The sequence below is a fragment of the Hyphomonas sp. CACIAM 19H1 genome (genome assembly GCF_003325995.1).
GTDB classification, from domain to species: Bacteria; Pseudomonadota; Alphaproteobacteria; order Caulobacterales; family Hyphomonadaceae; genus Hyphomonas; species Hyphomonas polymorpha.
Window position 1 is genome coordinate 1,313,276 of record NZ_CP016437.1, and the last position, 16,993, is coordinate 1,330,268.

Below are 16,993 nucleotides of genomic sequence, written 5' to 3' on the forward strand. Positions count from 1 at the left end.
GGNGGGGGAGCGGCGTCACCGCGAGTCCAGCATTTTGAGGAAATGTTGCGCCCCCTCACCCCCAGCCCCTCTCCCCGGAGGGAGAGGGGAGTCAAACCCGGAAACACTCCGCCACCTCGCCCAGCCAGTCCTGAACCGCTTCCTTCTGCGCGTCGGGCGATTTGCCATTGCGCACCAGGATCAGGTCCAGTTCCGGCACGATGACGGTATATTGCCCCTCATAGCCATTGGCTGAAAAGCTGCCCGGCCCTCCCATGCCCAGCCACCAATGCGCGCCATAGCCCAGCCGCTCCGTGGCGGGCACCGGCGTCGGCGCGCGGGCATAGTCCACCCAGCCTTCCGGCAAGATGCGCCGCCCGTCCCAGACGCCATCGCGCAGGTAAAGCAGACCGAAGCGGGCAAAGTCGCGCGCCGTGCAGTAGCAGAAGGACGAGCCGATAAAGGTGCCGGCCTTGTCGAATTTCGGGCTGGCTGAGGTCATGCCCAGAGGCCCGAAGAGTTCGCGGAACATGAAGTCCCGAAACGCCTCTCCGGAAGCCCCATAAGCCAGCGCGGCGGCGCGGGCGACAAGATTGCTCGTGCCGCTGGAATAACTCCACGCCGTTCCCGGCGGGTGGATCAGCGCAGATTTGGCTGCATACCCCGCCACATCCTCCTTGCCCGCGCCAAACAGCATCTCGATGACATCCGAAACACCCGCATCCACATAGTCCTCGGCAAACTTCACCCCACTGGACATGCGCAGGAGCTGGTCCAGCGTGATTGCGCGGCGCGGGTCATCCGCCTGCTGCCATTCGGGTATGTTAGCGGGGGCGTGGATGTCGATCTTCCCGTCGCGCACCAGAATACCCACCAGCGCCTGCGTGATACTCTTGGCCTGCGACCAGGAATGATGCGTGCTCTCCCGGTTAAAGCCAGTCCAGTAGCGCTCAGCCACAATCTTCCCGCCCTGCACGGCGAGGAAGGCGTGGGTTTCGCCGATCGCCGCGGGCGCAGGCTCGCTGAAGGCCATGTCGAGCAGGGGCTGAAGTTTTTCGGCAACGCCCGGGTCCAGCGGGGCTTGGGGCCAGTCTTGCGTCGGCCAGGGTGTGCCGGGCGGCTGGGCGGGCAGGGGCGGAAGCAGCGTGGTCTTGTGGATCAAATCGAAGTCCTCCCCGGTTGGCGGGGCCGTCTTTGCCCTCTTTTCCGATTTCACGCCGAACCTGCGGCGATGGCAACAGCCTTCAGGCTTTCCCCTACGGCGTTAGACCAAGGTCCACCTGTACGCACGGCTCCGCCTGGCGCAGCGTGCAACCAGCGGAATACCGCATCAGGCACATGGCCAGGGAGGAATGCGACATGTCAGAAAACCAGTCTGAAACTACGCCCGGAATTGACGGGCCCGAAATCGACGGGCCCGAAATCGACGGGAAAGCCTATTGGAAGGAGGTCATCCGGCTGACGCTGACGCTCCTGGCGGTATGGTTCCTGGTCTCTTTCGGTGCAGGCATCCTGTTCCGCGAGGTTCTGGACGCGGTGGAGCTCGGCGGCGCGCCGCTCGGCTTCTGGTTTGCCCAGAACGGCTCGATCTACGTCTTCGTGGCGCTGATCTTCTACTATTGCTTCGCCATGAACCGCATCGAGCGGAAATTCCGGATCGAAGGCTGAGGGGGCAGATATGGATTGGACACTCTTCTGGGTCGGCGCAACCTTCGCGACCTATATCGGCATCGCCATCTGGGCGCGGGCGGGTTCGACCAACGACTTTTACGTAGCCGGCCACGGGGTTCACCCCGTCATCAACGGCATGGCCACCGCCGCAGACTGGATGAGCGCAGCCTCCTTCCTCTCCATGGCCGGTCTGATCGCCATCCTGGGATATGGCGGCTCGGTCTACCTGATGGGCTGGACCGGCGGATATGTGCTGCTCGCTTTGCTGCTCGCCCCGTTCCTGCGCGAGTTCGGCAAGTTCACCGTGCCCGATTTTGTGGGTGACCGGTATTACAGCGACACCGCGCGCCTCGTGGCCGTCATCTGCGCCCTGTTTGTCTCCTTCACCTATATCGCCGGGCAGATGTCGGGCGTCGGCATCGCCTTTTCCCGCTTCCTGGGCGTGGATTTCAATACCGGCATTTTCATCGGTATGGGGATCGTTTTCATCTATGCCGTGCTCGGCGGCATGAAGGGCGTCACCTACACGCAGGTCGCCCAATATGTCGTGCTGATCTTCGCCTATACGGTTCCGGCGATCTTCATCTCGCTAATGCTCACCGGTAATCCGATCCCCCAGCTTGGATTCATCTCCAATGTGAAGGGTGAGGATGTCTCGATGATCCAGAAGCTGAGTGACACGCTCACCAGCCTCGGTTTCTCTGAATACACCACCACCAACAAGACTGTGTTTGATGTGTTCTGCATCACTGCCGCGCTGATGTTCGGCACAGCGGGCCTGCCGCACGTCATCATCCGCTTCTTCACCGTTCCGCGGCCCAGCGATGCACGCCTGTCGGCCGGCTGGGCGCTGGTCTTCATCGCGCTGCTGTATACGGTGGCCCCGGCGGTCGGTGCCTTCTCGCGCCTCAATGTCATCAACACCGTCAACGACACCACCTATGTTGCGCCGGGTGAGGATTATGCGGCTCAGGCGGCCGCTCTTGAAGCCCAGGGCGTGACGCCGTCCCCCGCCTGGTTCACCCGCTGGGAGGTCACCAAGCTTGTCGGATTTGAAGACAAGAATGGCGACGGCATCATGCAGATCCGCGGGCCGAATGCTCCTGACGGGCTTGAGAATGAAGTCACCATCAATAACGACATCGCCGTCCTCGCGAGCCCTGAGATCGCGCAGCTGCCCGACTGGGTGGTGGGCCTGATGGTGGCGGGCGGACTTGCGGCGGCCCTGTCAACAGCGGCCGGTCTCCTGATGGTGATCTCATCCGCCGTCAGCCACGATCTTTGCCGGCGCACCTTCTTCAAGGGCATGTCGGACAAGAGCGAGCTGCGGGTGGCGCGGCTGGCTGCGGCAGGCGCCGTCATGGCGGCCGGCTTCATGGGCATCTATTCGTCCCAGCTGGCCTTCGTGGCGCAGGTCGTGGCGTTCGCCTTCGGTCTGGCGGCGGCCTCGCTGTTCCCGGTGATCCTGCTTGGGATCTTCTGGAAACGGATGAATCGGGAAGGGGCTATCGCTTCGATGCTCACCGGCCTTGTCCCGACCTTCATCTACATCTGGCACTTCAAGCTGGGCGCAGGCAAGGATGCCGGTCCTGATGAATGGTTCCTGGGTGTGTCGCCGGAAGGTATCGGCTTCGTGGTCATGATCCTGTCGATCATTGTTGGGGTTGTCGTGTCGCTCGCGACCAAAGCTCCGCCGCAGGATATTCAGGATCTTGTCGAAGATATCCGTGTGCCGGGTCAGCGCAGGCCCCATGGCATCGCCGATGCAGGGATGTCTCCGGCCGAATAGGCGTATCCCTCCTGCGTCTGTCCGGTGAAGGGCGGCCTCCATTACGAGGCCGCCCGTTCCCGTTGTCAGCCAGGCGCCTTGCGCAGAGGTCTCTGTCCAAGCAAAGCTCTCGAAGGGAGGTTCCTGATCTGAAATGCCCGCCTGGCTGATCCTGATTGCAACGGTCCTTTATATGGCCGGTCTGTTTGCCATCGCGGCGCGTGGCGACCGGGATGAAGAGCGCCCAGGCTTCCGGCCAAACCGTTTCATCTTCCCCCTGGCGCTGGCGGTCTACTGTACATCCTGGACCTATTTCGGCGCGGTCGGCACGGTGGCGGAAAGCGGGTGGGACTATCTGCCGATCTATCTTGGCCCGGCCCTCGTCTTTCTACTGATGCCCGGCCTCCTGCGGCGCGTTGGCGAGGTCGTCAAACGCGAGAGCGTATCATCCCTGTCGGATTTTCTTTCAGCCCGCTATGGCAAGAGCCGGGCGGTGGGCGCCTTCGCGACCTTGGCGGCGGTCATGGGCGGGCTGCCCTATATTGCGCTTCAGCTGAAATCCATCGGCATGAGCTTCGAAGCCTTTGCCGGGGCGGCCGGGCCGGGCTTCGCGCCAGGGGATGAAACCGTGCTCGTCACCGCGCTGGCGCTTGCCGCCTTTTCGGTTCTCTACGGTACCCGCTTTCCCGATGCCACCCGGTCCAATACCGGGTTGATGCGTGTCCTGGCCATCGAGGCGCTGGTGAAGCTTGGCGCGCTGGCCGGGGTGGCCGTCCTGTCGCTGTTCCTGCTCGGTTCGGGCGGCATTCCGGACGCGCCGCCCCTGGCCAGTGTCTTCCCGGTCGAGGCGCCCTCGGGCCGCTTTATCGCGATCATCTTGCTGTCCATGGCGGCGATTGTCTGCCTGCCGCATGAATTCCACGTTGCCATGGTCGAGCGGCGCCATGAAGGAGAGATGACGCTCGCCCGCTGGCTCTTCCCGCTCTATCTCTTCATCACCTCTATTGTCGTTGTGCCGATCACGCTGGCAGGGCTTGGCCTGTTTGCCGGCGCTTATCCGGCAGACTTGTTCGTGCTGCAATTGCCACTCGCGCGGGGCAATGGCCTGCTCGCCACCCTGGTGTTCCTCGGCGGCTTTTCGGCGGCCACAGGCATGGTGATTGTGTCCACCATCGCGCTCTCGAACATGGTGACGAATGACCTCATCGTGCCTGCTCTGATGCGCTCGGGCAGCCTCTCCAGCTTCAGCGCCAATGCCGGCGCGCGCCTTGTCGCCACACGCCGCATCGTCATCGTGATGCTGCTCCTGCTGGCGTACTGCTACTATCTCGTGGCCGGGCCGGGGGACGCGCTCGCGCAGATTGGCCTGCTGGCCTTTGTGGCGGCGGCGCAGTTTGCCCCGGCAATCGTTGCGGCGGTTTACTGGCGCGGGGCGCGGCGTGCAGGCGTGCTGGCCGGGATGATCGCCGGCATGGTGATCTGGCTTTACTCGCTGTTCCTGCCCTCGATTCTCGGCTGGGATGCCGTCAGTTCACAGATGCCCGGCTGGCTCGACCCGCACGCGCTCTTCGGGCTCAGCTTTGGCGATCCGCTCACCCATGGCGCGGTCTGGAGCATTAGTCTCAACCTTGCCTTGATGATCCTCATCTCGCTTCAGGCGCGGGAGCGGCTGCGCGACCGCGTACAGGCAGCCGCCTTTGTCGGCGCCAGCGATATTGGCCAGAATGAGGAAGGGTATGCCACGGCCCTGCGCGGCGCTTCCCCCAATGGCCTCAAGACGCTGGCCGCCCGATTTCTGTCCGCCGAAGCCGTCGATCATGCATTTGAAGAGTTTGCCCGCGCGACAGGGATTGTGGCAACGGGGGACGACCCGGCCGACTGGCGGCTTGTTCAGCGCACGGAGCGTCTTCTGGCCAGCGCGCTTGGCGCTTCATCGGCGCGCATCGTGCTGGCGTCAGCCCTCGGCGGGAAGAATATTGCCTTGCCGGACGTGCTGTCCATGCTCGATTCCCGCACGCAGGCAGAGCGCTTCGAGCGGCATATGCTGCAGTCGATGCTGGAAAATATCGCGCAGGGCATCAGCGTGGTGGACGCGGATCAGAAACTCGTCGCGTGGAACTCAGCCTATGTTGATCTGTTCCAGTATCCGCCTGAGCTTTGCCGGGTCGGCACGCCGGTTGAAAAACTGATTGCGCATAATATTTCCGGCGGATGGATCGGCGGCAATGCCGAGCAGGAGATTGGCCGCCGTATCCATCACATGAAAGCGGGCGGCCCGCACACGCGCGAGCGCCAGATCCCTGATGCCCGTTGGTTGCGCATTACCGGCGCGCCGATGCCCGGCGGCGGCTATGTCACCACCTTCACCGACATTACGGCGGACAAGCTGCGCGAGCGGGCCCTGATCGAGGCAAACGAAACCCTCGAAGAGCGGGTGCGTGAGCGGACACACGATCTCGAACGTCTCACGGCAGACCTGCTCGCTGCGCGGCAGGCGGCAGAAGGCGCCAATGCGTCCAAGACACGGTTTCTGGCGGCGGCCAGCCATGACCTCCTCCAGCCCCTCAATGCGGCGCGGCTGTTGCTCGGCGCGGCGAATGCCGGGCGTAGCATGCCGGAGGTAATCGATAAGGCGGACCGCGCCATCCAGTCGGCGGACGAGCTGTTGCGGGGGCTTCTCGATGTCTCCCGTCTTGACCATGCGATGGTTGAGCCTGCCCCGGTCGTCCTGCCCGTTGGGCCGTTGCTGGAAGATCTCGTCGATGAAAACATTCCGATGGCAGAGGAAGTCGGCATCAGGATACGTCTCGTCCCCACGCGCCTGGCCGTGGAGGCCGATCCGGATTTCCTGAAAAGCATCCTGCGGAATTTCATTTCCAATGCCCGTCGCTACACCCGCTCGGGGGCTGTGCTGGTTGGCGCCCGCCGCCGGGGCGACAAGGTGCAGATTGAGGTCTGGGATACTGGCCCGGGCATCGCAGAAGACCTGCTGCCGCATGTGTTTGAAGAGTTCCGCCGGTTTTCAGATGTGGACAATACCGGCAAACGCGGCGCCGGGCTCGGCCTGGCAATCGCCCGCCGGCTGGCAGCCATCATGAAGTGCGGTATCGGCGTGCGCAGCTGGGTGGGAAAAGGCAGCGTGTTCTGGGTTTCGGTTCCGGCTGCGCAGCTTGCGCCGGTCAAACGCGCCCGACTTGCCGACGCCGCCCCCGAGCCGGAGAAGAAGATTGCCGGGCTCAATGTCCTGTTCGTCGATGACGAGACCTCGATCACTGAAGCCATGCGCCTGTTGCTGGAGGGCTGGGGCTGCCACATTCGTGTCTGCCGGACGCCTGGAGAGGCCTTGTCGCTTTTCGCCAGCGCCCCGCCAGATGTGATGATTGCCGATTATGATCTGCGCGCCGATCTCACGGGCTTTGATGTGATTTCAGCCGCGCAGGCGTCCCTTTCGGAGCCGCGCAACACGCTCCTCATCACGGCCGCCGCGGAGGACGCTCTGGCCGACCTGGCCACGGCGGCCGGCATCACGCTGATGCGCAAGCCTGCAAGCCCGGCTAACCTCAGGCGTTTCCTGGGAGAGTGCGCCCGGCGCCTGCAGTTTCAGGTGGCCAGGTGATCGCCTGCCGAGAGGGCTTCCTGATAAATCAGCAGGGCTTGCGTGCGGTTGAGTACGCCCAGCTTGCGGAAGATTGCCGTCATGTGGGCTTTCACGGTGGCCACCGAGATGCCCATTTCATAGGCGATCTGTTTGTTGAGAAGGCCCTCGGCAAGGCCTGAGAGCACGCGGCGCTGGGCGGGCGTCAGGCTTGCCATGCGGCTGGCGGCTGATGCGTCGGCGAGCGCGGCGCCCGGCATTTCAGGAAACCATTCGCCGCCATCCAGCGTTGTCGCCAGCGCTGCAGACAGATCTTCCAGCGACAGGCTTTTGGGCAGATATCCGGCCGCGCCGAGCGTGCGCGCTGTCTGGAAGGCTTGAGGCGCTTCGGTGGCGGAGACAACCACGACCGGCAGGGCGGGATGCTTCGTCTTGATGCGCGTCAGCCCTTCAAAATCATGTGTGTCGCCAAGGTTGAGATCCAGCAGCACAAGATCGCAGGCGCCGGCATCGAGATGGCTTATGGCTTCTGCGAGGGAGCCGGCAAACATCGCCGCTGCGCCGGACGGATAGGCCCCGCGCAGGGCAACCGCCAGCGCGTCCCTGAACAGGGGATGATCGTCCACGATGAGGACCCTTGGTCCCTCGCTCATCCTGTCCTCCCTGTGCGCGTGATCGGCTTTGCAATTTTCTACCTGCGCGGCACGAGACCAAACCTGACGCAATGCAGGGCGCAAGTCGAGTCCCGGCTTCTACCTTGGTCGTAGAACTTTGGTCTTAGCACCTATTGCTAATAGCGCGCCTGCCTCCGGCTGACGATAGTTGCCTCAAACACAAAAGAAATTCCCGGAGGAAACGCCATGAATTGCTTGAAGAAACTGCTCTTCCTGTCAGCGGCGGGCTTGGCGTCGGCGGGAGCGGCGCACGCCCAATCCCCGCTGGAAGACCGTCTGGCCGCGCTGGAAGAAATGGTTGCCGAACTCAAGGCTGAACTGGCTTCGGAACGCGCGAAGGGCGACGCCGATATCGTCCGTATAGAAACCCAGATAGCGGCAACGTCTGCGCCGGCCGCGCCGCCGCCCCAGGCTGATGGTTTCCGGGTGGGCGACGCGACCGTGAAGATCGGCGGCATCATTGATCTGGATGCGCATGTGACCCATCTCGACGGAGGCGCGATTGCCTCCAACAGCATCGCCCGGGATTTCTATATCCCCGGCTCGACCCCCATTGGCGGCGAGAGCACGACCTTTACCGATTTCACCGCCGAATCCACGCGCTTCTTTATCAGCGCCTCCCAGCCCGCGGGGGAGGGCAGTGTCATCGGCTATCTGGAAATGGATTTCCTGGGCTCCGCGCAGGGCAATGAGCTGGTGACAAACTCCTATTCACCGCGCATGCGCCGGGCCTTCGTCACCTATGGCAACTGGCTGGCCGGGCAGGAATGGTCGACCTTCCAGAACACCTCTGCCATTCCCGAAAGCGCGAGCTTTCTCATCCTCTCCGATGGCATGATATTCGTGCGTCAGCCGCAGATACGCTACACTCATGGCAACTGGCAAGTCGCCATCGAAAATCCCAACACGCCGACGATCACGTCAGGCAACCAGGATGCCAATACGCTGCCGGATGCCGTGGTGCGCTACAATTGGAAAGGGGATTACGGCAACGTGTCTCTGGCCGGCCTGGCGCGGCAGCTGCGCGTGGATGAGGCCGGCGTTACGGAAGAAGCCTTCGGCTATGGCCTCTCCGTTTCGGGCCTCCTGAAGGTGGGCGCGCGGGATGACATCCGCTTCAACGTGGTGGGCGGCGAGGGCGTCGGGCGCTATGTGGGCCTTGCTGCCGGGCGGGAGGCTGTTCTCAGCCCCGCTGGCGAGCTGGAAGCCATCCCGGCCTTTGGCGGCCTGATCGCCTGGCGCCACCCGTTTGGCGAGACCGCCCGCCTCAATATCGGCTATTCCGGCCTGTTCCTCGACAACCCGTCCTATGTGCCCGCCGCGACAACCGCCTCAGTCCAGTCCGCTTACGCGGCGGTACTCTGGGATGTGGCGCCGAAAGTCACCCTCGGGGTTGAAGCCATGCACGGTATCCGCGAGGAAGAGAGCGGCGCAGACGGGTCGATTAGCCGTTTCACCTTCTCGACAAAGTATGCATTCTGATAGAAAGGCTCATAAAAATGGCGGAGGGAATGTCGGCAATGAGCGACCATTCAAAGACCTATCCAGTTCCCGAGGCGTTTGCGAAACAGGCAAACCTCACCCCGGAAAAGTACCGGGAGATGTACGCGGCCTCGATCGCAGACCCGGTCGCCTTCTGGGGCGAGCAGGGCAAGCGCCTGGATTGGATCAAGCCCTATTCGGTCGTGAAGGATGTCTCCTGGGAAACCGGAGACCTGCATGTCCGCTGGTATTCCGATGGTGTGCTCAACGTTACCGCCAACTGTATCGACCGCCATCTTGAAAAGCGCTGCGACAAGGCCGCTTTCATCTGGGAAGGCGACGCCCCCGGCGAAAGCCACACGGTTACCTATCGCGAGCTGCACACCGCCGTCAGCAAGTTCGCCAACGTCCTGAAGGAACTCGGCGTCAAGAAAGGCGACCGCGTTACCATCTACATGCCGATGATCCTTGAGGCGGCCTATGCCATGCTCGCCTGCGCGCGTATCGGCGCGGTCCACTCGGTCGTGTTCGGCGGCTTCTCGCCCGAGGCGCTCGCCGGGCGCATCGCCGACTGCGGCTCCGAAGTGGTGATCACCGCCGATGAGGGCCTGCGCGGTGGCAAGAGGGTTCCGCTGAAAGTGAATGCAGACAAGGCTGCTGCCATCGCTGGCGGCGTCGTGAAGAAAATCCTCGTCGTCCGCCGCACCGGCGCCAATGTCGCCATGACCGAAGGCCGCGATGTCTGGCTGCACGAGATCGGCGCTACCGTCTCTGCCGATTGCCCGCCCGAGCCGATGAATGCAGAAGACCCGCTGTTCATTCTGTATACGTCCGGTTCCACCGGCAAGCCCAAGGGCGTGTTGCATACCACCGGCGGCTATCTCCTCTGGGCCTCGATGACGCATGAATACGTGTTCGACCTGAAGGAAAACGACATCTTCTGGTGCTCGGCCGATGTCGGCTGGGTCACCGGTCATACCTACATCATCTATGGACCCCTCGCGAATGGCGCCACCAGCGTGATGTTCGAAGGCGTGCCCACCTATCCCGATGCCAGCCGCTTCTGGCAGGTGTGCGACAAGCATCAGGTGACGATCTTCTATACCGCGCCCACCGCCATCCGCGCCCTGATGCGCGAAGGCGAAGGCCCGGTGAACACGACCTCGCGCAAATCCATCCGCCTCCTCGGCACGGTGGGCGAGCCGATCAATCCGGAAGCATGGGAATGGTATTTCCATGTCGTCGGCGAGGCGCGCTGCCCCATCGTTGATACCTGGTGGCAGACCGAAACCGGCGGCACGCTGATCGTTCCGCTGCCGGGCACAACAGACATGAAGCCCGGCGCAGGATCCCACCCCTTCTTCGGCGTCCAGCCCATCCTGGTGGACGCTGATGGCAAGGAACTGCACGGCGCCGCCGATGGAAACCTGCTGATCACCGACAGCTGGCCCGGCCAGATGCGCACCGTATACGGAGATCACCAGCGCTTCGTGGAAACCTATTTCACCGCCTATCCGGGCAAGTATTTCACCGGCGATGGCTGCCGCCGCGACGAAGATGGCTTCTACTGGATCACCGGCCGCGTCGATGACGTGATCAACGTCTCCGGCCACCGGATGGGCACGGCCGAAGTCGAAAGCGCGCTCGTCAGCCATGACGCCGTCGCCGAGGCGGCTGTGGTCGGCTACCCGCACGACATCAAGGGGCAGGGCATTTATGCTTATGTCACCCTGCGCGCGGGCTGCGAGGCGGATGACGCCCTGCGGAAAAACCTCGTCCAGCATGTGCGCGGCGAGATCGGTCCGATTGCCTCGCCTGATCTCATCCAGTTTGCGCCCGGCCTGCCGAAAACACGCTCTGGCAAGATCATGCGCCGCATCCTGCGCAAGATCGCCGAGAACGAGTTCTCCAATCTGGGCGACACATCCACGCTGGCAGAGCCTGAAGTGGTGAACGACCTGATCGAGAACCGCCAGAACCGCTAGAATTCGCGCGCGGCCTTAAAAGCTTTATTATCCCTGTTATGGGCATAAGCTTAGCGTTTCCGTCCGTTGAGGGGGCCTATGGCCGCGCCGAAAGTTTCCGTTGTGATGCCCGCCTACAAGGCCGCCGCCTTCATCGGCCTGGCCGTCTCCAGCGTGCGCGCGCAAACCCTGCAGGACTGGGAACTGATCATCGTCGATGATTGCTCGCCCGATGACACCGCCGCTGTGGCCATGGCCGCCGCCGGAGGAGACCCGCGCATCAAACTCGTCCGGGCAGAGCAGAATGGTGGCGTCGCCTGCGCCCGCAATCTCGGTAACAGCCAGGCGGCGGGAGACTGGATCGCGGTCCTCGATTCAGACGATGCGTTTGAACCCACGCGCCTCGAAACGCTCGTCGCGGCTGCGGAGAAGACAGGGCTGGATCTGATCGCGGACGATTTGCTGCTGGTGCAGTTTGAAGCGCTGATGGGCGAGGGTAAACCATATCTTGGCCAGCCTGGGACTGATCTCAAACCCGTTGACCTGCCGGTCTGGCTGGAAGGCAATCGCGCCGGCATCAAGACGCCGATGCTCGGCTATCTCAAGCCGATGGTGCGCCGCGAATTTCTTCTCCGCCACGACATCTCCTATGTTCCCGAACTGCGCGTGGCCGAAGACTGCTGGTTCGTGGCAGATCTGCTCGCCTGTGGCGCCCGCTTCGCCATTCTGCCTGCGCCGCTTTATCGTTACGCCGTGCGCCCGGCCTCCCTCTCGCGCACGCGGGGAGATAATGTCTACACGCTGCAGAGATCCGTATACGCGCCATTCCTGAAGCGTCATGCCGGCAGGCTCTCGGCCACTGGCGTGCGCGCCGTGCGACGGCATGAATCCGCCCTGAAGACTGCCGAGGCCTTCGAAGGCTTTGCCATGGCCATGAGAGCAAAGAATCTGCCGAAGGCGGCTGGCTGGCTCGCCTCGCGGCCTCAGGCAGCCGCCTATCTCACCCGGCCTCTGGCTGCGCGGCTTGAGCGTCTTGCCGGGCGGCTGGGTTATCGCCCGCGCCTGCGCGTCGGCTGACGCGTCAGATCGCCGGAAGGTCTACCGTAAACCGTGCGCCGCCGCCGGGCTTGTTGCTGGCCCAGACCTCGCCGCGATGGGTCTCCACGATTTGTTTCACGATAGAGAGGCCAAGCCCGGAATTGTTGCCGAAGGCTGTGCCTTTCGGGCGGTCCGTATAGAAACGGTTGAAGATCGTCTCCAGCTTATCCTCGGGAATGCCGGGCCCGGAATCTTCCACCAGGATGCGCGCCACCGTGCGCGGCCCGTAATTGGTCTGCTCCAGCGTCACTTCCACTTTTGATCCTGGCGAGGAGAAAGAGCGGGCATTGTCGATCAGATTGCGCAGCACCTGTCCCAGCGGCCCCTCGCGCCCGCGCACCAGCAGGCGCGCGCCCAGCGTTGCGTCGGTGAAGGCCACATGCACCGCCTCTGCGCTGTCGGAAAGCCCCTCATAGGTATGCACCACATCGCGCACGAAACGGGCGATGTCGATGGTTTCGCTCGGCAGGCGGGTCATCTCCGCTTCCAGGCGGGACGCATTGGAAATATCTGTAATCAGACGGTCCAGCCGCTTTACATCCGAGGCAATCACTGCCCGCAGGCGCGCCGCTGCATCCGGGTCCTGAACCCGCTCCAGCGTCTCCACGGCAGAGCGGATGGAGGTCAGCGGGTTTTTCAGCTCATGCGCCACATCGGCGGCAAACTGCTCGTTCGCCTCGATCCGCTCGATCAGCGCCTCGGTCATGGCCTGCAGGGAGGTCGCCAGGTCGCCGATCTCGTCGGTCCGCCGCGTCAACTGCGGAATGTCCATCCGCGCCGAGGAGCCTGCGCGGATCCGGTCAGCCGCAATCGCCAGCCGCCGCATGGGCCGGGCAATCCCGATGGTCAGCAGGATGGAGGTCACAAACGCCATCAGAACGGCCACGCCCACAAACGGCACCAGCGCCACGCGCTCGGCGCGGATGATCTCGTCAATGTCGCTGCCTTCCACCACCAGCACGCCGACAACCGCAGACACCCGCTGGATGGGCATGGAGACGGAAATCACCCGCTGCCCCCTGTCGGAGAAACGCTGGCTCGCCGCCTGTTCGCCGAGGGCAGCAGCGCGGAATTCTTCCTCGAAGGTTTGTGTACGGAGCGCTTCAGAGCTGCGCCGCGGCGAGAATACGCCGAACACTTCGCCCGCCCATTCGGAAAGATCCCGCCCCGTCCGCGCAATCCAGCCCGGTTCCCGCAGCGGCGGCAGCGCCGCCACATCCACCATATCAGACAGGAAATAGCTGTCGGCGACCATCTCGCCGGTCGGCGTATAGATGCGCGCGCGGATGCGTTCGGGCAGGTTGAGGCGCGCAATGGCCAGACGCGCTGCTTCCGGGTTGAGCGCTGGCTCCGGCGTGGTCGCGTCATCCGACAGAAGCCCGGAGAACACCTGCGCCTGCGCGATCAGGTCCTGCTTCTTGGAAACGACGAAGCCCGCCCGCATCTCGTTCAGCACCATGGCGCCGACGATGAGGATGGCGAGGCCCGCCAGGTTCGATGCAAAGATCAGCCGCGCAATGCGCGAGCCGAGGAGGGTGGGGCCACGCCTCTGGTTCTTGCGGCTGGGGGCGTTCTTGTCCCCCGCCTTCTTCCCTTGGCGTCCCCCGTCCGACATCAGGCGTCGGCGGCTACCCGCATCTTCACGATACGGTCCGGATTGCGCGGCGGCTCGCCCTTGGCCAGCTGGTCAATGATGTCCATGCCTTCGGTCACCTTGCCCCACACCGTATATTGGCGGTCCAGGAAGCGGGCATCGTCAAAGCAGATGAAGAACTGGCTGTTGGCCGAATGCGGCGCCGAGGTGCGCGCCATCGAGCAGGTGCCGCGCACATGCGGCTCGGCATTGAACTCGGCTTTCAGGTCCGGCTTCTTGGAGCCGCCCGTGCCGTTGCCTTTCGGGCAGCCGACCTGTGCCATAAAACCGGCAATCACGCGGTGGAAGACGATGCCGTCATAAAACCCTTCACGGGCGAGTTCCTTGATCCGCGCCACATGGCCCGGCGCCAGGTCAGGGCGAAGTTCAATGGTAACATTGCCCTTGGAGGTTTCGACAAGGAGGGTGTTTTCGGGGTCGGACATCTTTTTCTTTCCTGGCTGGGCCGTAGCTGGCAATCTGGCTATTCAATCGCAGCACTGGCGGCAAGCGCTACCTGCATGTATTATTAGGTCATTCTGCCTGCGCTGACGAGGAGAACCGTGGCCGCTTTGCTAGGCACCCTGCTGGCACTTGTGCTCGGCTGTCTTTGCGCGCTCCATTTGATATGGGCAGCAGGCGCGTCATTTCCATTCCCCAATCAGCAGTCGCTGGCCAGGTCGGTGGTTGGCCGCAGGGGTATAACCCGCCTGCCATCACGCGCCTCGGTTGCGCTGCTGGGCGTGTTGCTGCTGTGCGGCGCGGCAGCGGCTCTCATCATGGGTCATTATGCGGCCACCTTCACGGGCCTGAAATTCCTGCTTGTGCCCGTTGGCCTGCTGCTGTCGGCCATCTTCCTGCTGCGCGGGGTTGTCGGCATCCTGCCGGCCTTCGAGCGCGCCGCGCCGGAACAACCTTACCTGACGCTCAACCGCCGCCTCTATTCCCCCCTCTGCGCGCTGATCGGCTTTGGCTTCCTCGCGCTCACCTTTTCGCTGCCCAATTGGGCCTGGCATTTCTCCCGGCTCGTCGGCGGCTAAGCGGCCACCAGGCTCGCCAGCCAGTCTTCGGCAGAGCGTCCATCGGGGCCCTTCGCCGCCATCATCCCGGCAAAGTTCCAATGGTTGAGCCGCGTCGGAATGATATGGTCAGCCTCCCGCCAGGCCCGGTGAACGCCGCCCCCGGCCAGGTATCCCATCGTCTTCACATGGTCAGACCGGTCGCGCGCCTCGGCCACGGCATCGACATGCACCAAGGTCCGCGCCGCTTCCGGCCGCCCCTGCCACAGCGCTAGGGGCAGGGCGGGCTTGGCCACCGGGTCAGCCCCGATCAGCAGCACATCCGTCTCCAGCCGCCGGGCCAGCCGCAACGCGCCATCGGCGCCCCAGCTATGCCCGATCAGCCCCAGCGGCCGGCCTTCGCCCGCCATGGCGCGGGCAAAGGCCAGCGCCTCGGGAATGCGGTAATGCGGGAAATACCGGACCTGCCAGCCTTTCGGCTCCAGCAATCGGCGGCGCGCTTCGGAATAGCCCAGCACAAGGCGTGAGGCCTCGTCCGCTGCACCGCCGATATAAAGCTCCGCAGGCGGCCTATTCGGTATAGCGGTAGCCGACACCATAGAGGGTCTCGATCGCATCGAACTCGTCGGTCACTTCGCGGAACTTCTTGCGAAGGCGCTTGATGTGGCTGTCGATGGTGCGGTCATCCACATAGATCTGGTCGTCATAGGCAGCGTCCATCAGCTGGTCGCGGCTTTTCACATAGCCGGGGCGGGCGGCGAGCGCCTGCAGGATCAGGAACTCGGTCACTGTCAGGCGCACCGGCTTGCCATCCCAGGTGCAGGCATGGCGGTTGGGGTCCAGCACCAGCTTGCCGCGCACGATGGCTTTCACATCGCCTTCTTCGGGCACAGCCGAGGCGCCGCGCGCCCGGCGCAGAACGGCTTTCACGCGCTCGGCCAGGAGGCGGTTGGAGCAGGGTTTGCGCACGAAATCATCTGCGCCGATATTGAAGCCGATCACCTCGTCGATCTCCTCATCCTTGGAGGTGAGGAAGATCACCGGCAGCTCGGAAGTCTGGCGCAGGCGGCGCAGCAGCTCCATCCCGTCCATCTTCGGCATCTTGATGTCGAGGATGGCGATGTCGGGTGGCGAGTCGGTCAGCGCGGGCAGGGCGGCCTCGCCATCATGATAGGCGCGCACCTGATAGCCTTCTGCCTCGAAGAACATCTTGAGCGAAGCCACGATGTTCTCGTCGTCATCTACCAGCGCCAGTGTCGTCATCGCCTTATCCTTTTCCATGAGCCGGGAAGCATGTTGGGGCTCGGCCCGTCCAGTTACAGGTTCAAACACAGCTCGCGTCATAGAAAAAGCCCTCCTTGTTGTTGAGGCCAAGGAAAACAAAGGACTGGGGCGCCCGATTGCCAACATTACGGCAGTTTCACGATTCATTGCGGCCATGGGTGCCGCATTTGTGAACGTCCTCCCACTCCGACCCCCGCTGAGGCGCCAGCAGCAGGCGCTCTCTACGCGCCTCCCCGCTTATCCAACAAATTCCGCCCGAGCCGCGCTCAACATCCCCAATACAATCAACACCTTGCAAAAAATCTCCGCAATTCTTGTCCACCCCCTCCCGTGCCGGGCGTATCCTTGGCGGATGTTCAGTCTTGCCCGCCTCAGAAAAGAACCTGCGCTCGCGCGATATTTCGCGTTCGTGCATCCCTTCTTCTGGCCGGTGCTGATCTGGCAGCTCGCGCGCGCAGTGGAAGAAGTGCGCGCCGCCGGGCGCAGCCGCGCCATGCTGCGCGTGATGTGGTGGGGCGGCGTGCACATCGAATATCTCGGCGACGCCGCGCCCAACCCCTCCGCCTACAGACCAGTTGAGCCCACACGAAAGCCGTGGAGCGATCCCTGCTGGTCCAGCGCCGTTCCGGCGATCTTCAACGCTGATGAGTCGCACACCCTTTTCTTTCCCCGCATTTGCGGGGGCTTCGAGGGAAAAGCGTTTGCGCTGCAAGCGCCCCGAGAAGGAATGAAGGGGGCCTGCGCCCGCGCCGCACGCCCCGACACGTCCTAGCTTTCCGCAACCGCCGAACTCAGCCCAAATCCCCGGCCAGCCCCCGCTGCGTCC

General features: G+C 63.5%; 14 protein-coding genes. 8 read left to right on the plus strand and 6 right to left on the minus strand.

Going from position 1 to position 16,993, the window contains the following annotated elements; genetic code table 11:
• Positions 1-91 precede the first annotated feature (91 nt).
• Complete coding sequence (locus BBF93_RS06405) at positions 92-1,141, minus strand: serine hydrolase (RefSeq protein ID WP_233349296.1); 1,050 nt, start codon at positions 1,139-1,141, stop codon at positions 92-94.
• A 197-nt stretch (positions 1,142-1,338) separates the two neighbouring features.
• Between BBF93_RS06405 and BBF93_RS06410 the strand changes: the two genes are divergently transcribed.
• From BBF93_RS06410 to BBF93_RS06420, 3 genes are all read left to right on the plus strand, one after another.
• Positions 1,339-1,647: a DUF4212 domain-containing protein gene (locus BBF93_RS06410; RefSeq protein ID WP_114105354.1), complete on the plus strand. Its 309-nt coding sequence runs from the start codon at positions 1,339-1,341 to the stop codon at positions 1,645-1,647.
• 10 nt (positions 1,648-1,657) lie between these two features.
• Positions 1,658-3,439 carry a sodium:solute symporter family protein gene (locus tag BBF93_RS06415; RefSeq protein WP_114105355.1) on the plus strand — a complete coding sequence of 594 codons (1,782 nt, stop codon included), beginning with the start codon at positions 1,658-1,660 and terminating at the stop codon, positions 3,437-3,439.
• A 133-nt stretch (positions 3,440-3,572) separates the two neighbouring features.
• Positions 3,573-7,034, plus strand: coding sequence for a PAS domain-containing hybrid sensor histidine kinase/response regulator (locus tag BBF93_RS06420; RefSeq protein ID WP_114105356.1), 3,462 nt, complete (start codon positions 3,573-3,575; stop codon positions 7,032-7,034).
• Here the strand turns inward: BBF93_RS06420 and BBF93_RS06425 are convergent.
• Positions 7,019-7,666, minus strand: a complete 648-nt coding sequence (locus BBF93_RS06425) for a response regulator transcription factor (RefSeq protein WP_114105357.1) — start codon at positions 7,664-7,666, stop codon at positions 7,019-7,021. The two genes, BBF93_RS06420 and BBF93_RS06425, sit on opposite strands and share 16 nt — an antisense overlap.
• 207 nt (positions 7,667-7,873) lie before the next feature.
• Here BBF93_RS06425 and BBF93_RS06430 point away from each other — a divergent pair, with 207 nt between their 5' ends.
• The 3 genes from BBF93_RS06430 (at position 7,874) to BBF93_RS06440 (ending at position 12,210) form a co-directional block, all read left to right on the plus strand.
• Positions 7,874-9,169 (plus strand): DcaP family trimeric outer membrane transporter, encoded by a 1,296-nt coding sequence (locus BBF93_RS06430; protein WP_114105358.1) that lies wholly within the window; start codon positions 7,874-7,876, stop codon positions 9,167-9,169.
• Positions 9,170-9,207: 38 nt separating this feature from the next.
• Complete coding sequence (gene acs, locus BBF93_RS06435) at positions 9,208-11,154, plus strand: acetate--CoA ligase (RefSeq protein WP_114105359.1); 1,947 nt, start codon at positions 9,208-9,210, stop codon at positions 11,152-11,154.
• A 78-nt stretch (positions 11,155-11,232) separates the two neighbouring features.
• Positions 11,233-12,210 carry a glycosyltransferase family 2 protein gene (locus BBF93_RS06440; protein WP_114105360.1) on the plus strand — a complete coding sequence of 326 codons (978 nt, stop codon included), beginning with the start codon at positions 11,233-11,235 and terminating at the stop codon, positions 12,208-12,210.
• A 4-nt stretch (positions 12,211-12,214) separates the two neighbouring features.
• On the opposite strand, the gene BBF93_RS06445 is transcribed toward BBF93_RS06440, so the two are convergent.
• Together BBF93_RS06445 and BBF93_RS06450 are read right to left on the minus strand one after the other, a co-directional pair.
• Positions 12,215-13,846, minus strand: a complete 1,632-nt coding sequence (locus BBF93_RS06445) for a stimulus-sensing domain-containing protein (RefSeq protein WP_035602635.1) — start codon at positions 13,844-13,846, stop codon at positions 12,215-12,217.
• Positions 13,846-14,310 carry a peptidylprolyl isomerase gene (locus BBF93_RS06450; RefSeq protein ID WP_114105361.1) on the minus strand — a complete coding sequence of 155 codons (465 nt, stop codon included), beginning with the start codon at positions 14,308-14,310 and terminating at the stop codon, positions 13,846-13,848. Before BBF93_RS06450 ends, BBF93_RS06445 begins: the two co-directional genes overlap by 1 nt.
• Positions 14,311-14,427: 117 nt before the next feature.
• On the opposite strand from BBF93_RS06450, the gene BBF93_RS06455 reads away from it, so the two are divergent.
• Positions 14,428-14,904, plus strand: coding sequence for a DUF3995 domain-containing protein (locus BBF93_RS06455; RefSeq protein WP_162786433.1), 477 nt, complete (start codon positions 14,428-14,430; stop codon positions 14,902-14,904).
• Here the strand turns inward: BBF93_RS06455 and BBF93_RS06460 are convergent.
• Both BBF93_RS06460 and BBF93_RS06465 read right to left on the minus strand, forming a co-directional pair.
• On the minus strand, positions 14,901-15,482 hold the full coding sequence (locus tag BBF93_RS06460; protein WP_162786434.1) for a hypothetical protein: 582 nt from the start codon (positions 15,480-15,482) through the stop codon (positions 14,901-14,903). The two genes, BBF93_RS06455 and BBF93_RS06460, sit on opposite strands and share 4 nt — an antisense overlap.
• Positions 15,454-16,146, minus strand: coding sequence for a response regulator transcription factor (locus BBF93_RS06465; protein WP_035602642.1), 693 nt, complete (start codon positions 16,144-16,146; stop codon positions 15,454-15,456). Before BBF93_RS06465 ends, BBF93_RS06460 begins: the two co-directional genes overlap by 29 nt.
• Between BBF93_RS06465 and BBF93_RS19460 the strand changes: the two genes are divergently transcribed.
• Positions 16,094-16,939, plus strand: a complete 846-nt coding sequence (locus tag BBF93_RS19460; RefSeq protein ID WP_162786435.1) for a hypothetical protein — start codon at positions 16,094-16,096, stop codon at positions 16,937-16,939. The two genes, BBF93_RS06465 and BBF93_RS19460, sit on opposite strands and share 53 nt — an antisense overlap.
• Positions 16,940-16,993 lie beyond the last annotated feature (54 nt).

Bases quoted from the DNA above. Each gene is read 5' to 3' on its own strand.
- BBF93_RS06465 (WP_035602642.1), bottom strand. From the start codon at position 16,146: ATGACGACACTGGCGCTGGTAGATGACGACGAGAACATCGTGGCTTCG.
- BBF93_RS06460 (WP_162786434.1), bottom strand. From the start codon at position 15,482: ATGGTGTCGGCTACCGCTATACCGAATAGGCCGCCTGCGGAGCTTTAT.
- BBF93_RS06445 (WP_035602635.1), bottom strand. From the start codon at position 13,846: ATGTCGGACGGGGGACGCCAAGGGAAGAAGGCGGGGGACAAGAACGCC.
- BBF93_RS06430 (WP_114105358.1), top strand. From the start codon at position 7,874: ATGAATTGCTTGAAGAAACTGCTCTTCCTGTCAGCGGCGGGCTTGGCG.
- BBF93_RS06420 (WP_114105356.1), top strand. From the start codon at position 3,573: ATGCCCGCCTGGCTGATCCTGATTGCAACGGTCCTTTATATGGCCGGT.
- BBF93_RS06440 (WP_114105360.1), top strand. From the start codon at position 11,233: ATGGCCGCGCCGAAAGTTTCCGTTGTGATGCCCGCCTACAAGGCCGCC.
- BBF93_RS06425 (WP_114105357.1), bottom strand. From the start codon at position 7,666: ATGAGCGAGGGACCAAGGGTCCTCATCGTGGACGATCATCCCCTGTTC.
- BBF93_RS06450 (WP_114105361.1), bottom strand. From the start codon at position 14,310: ATGTCCGACCCCGAAAACACCCTCCTTGTCGAAACCTCCAAGGGCAAT.
- acs (WP_114105359.1), top strand. From the start codon at position 9,208: ATGAGCGACCATTCAAAGACCTATCCAGTTCCCGAGGCGTTTGCGAAA.
- BBF93_RS06415 (WP_114105355.1), top strand. From the start codon at position 1,658: ATGGATTGGACACTCTTCTGGGTCGGCGCAACCTTCGCGACCTATATC.
- BBF93_RS06410 (WP_114105354.1), top strand. From the start codon at position 1,339: ATGTCAGAAAACCAGTCTGAAACTACGCCCGGAATTGACGGGCCCGAA.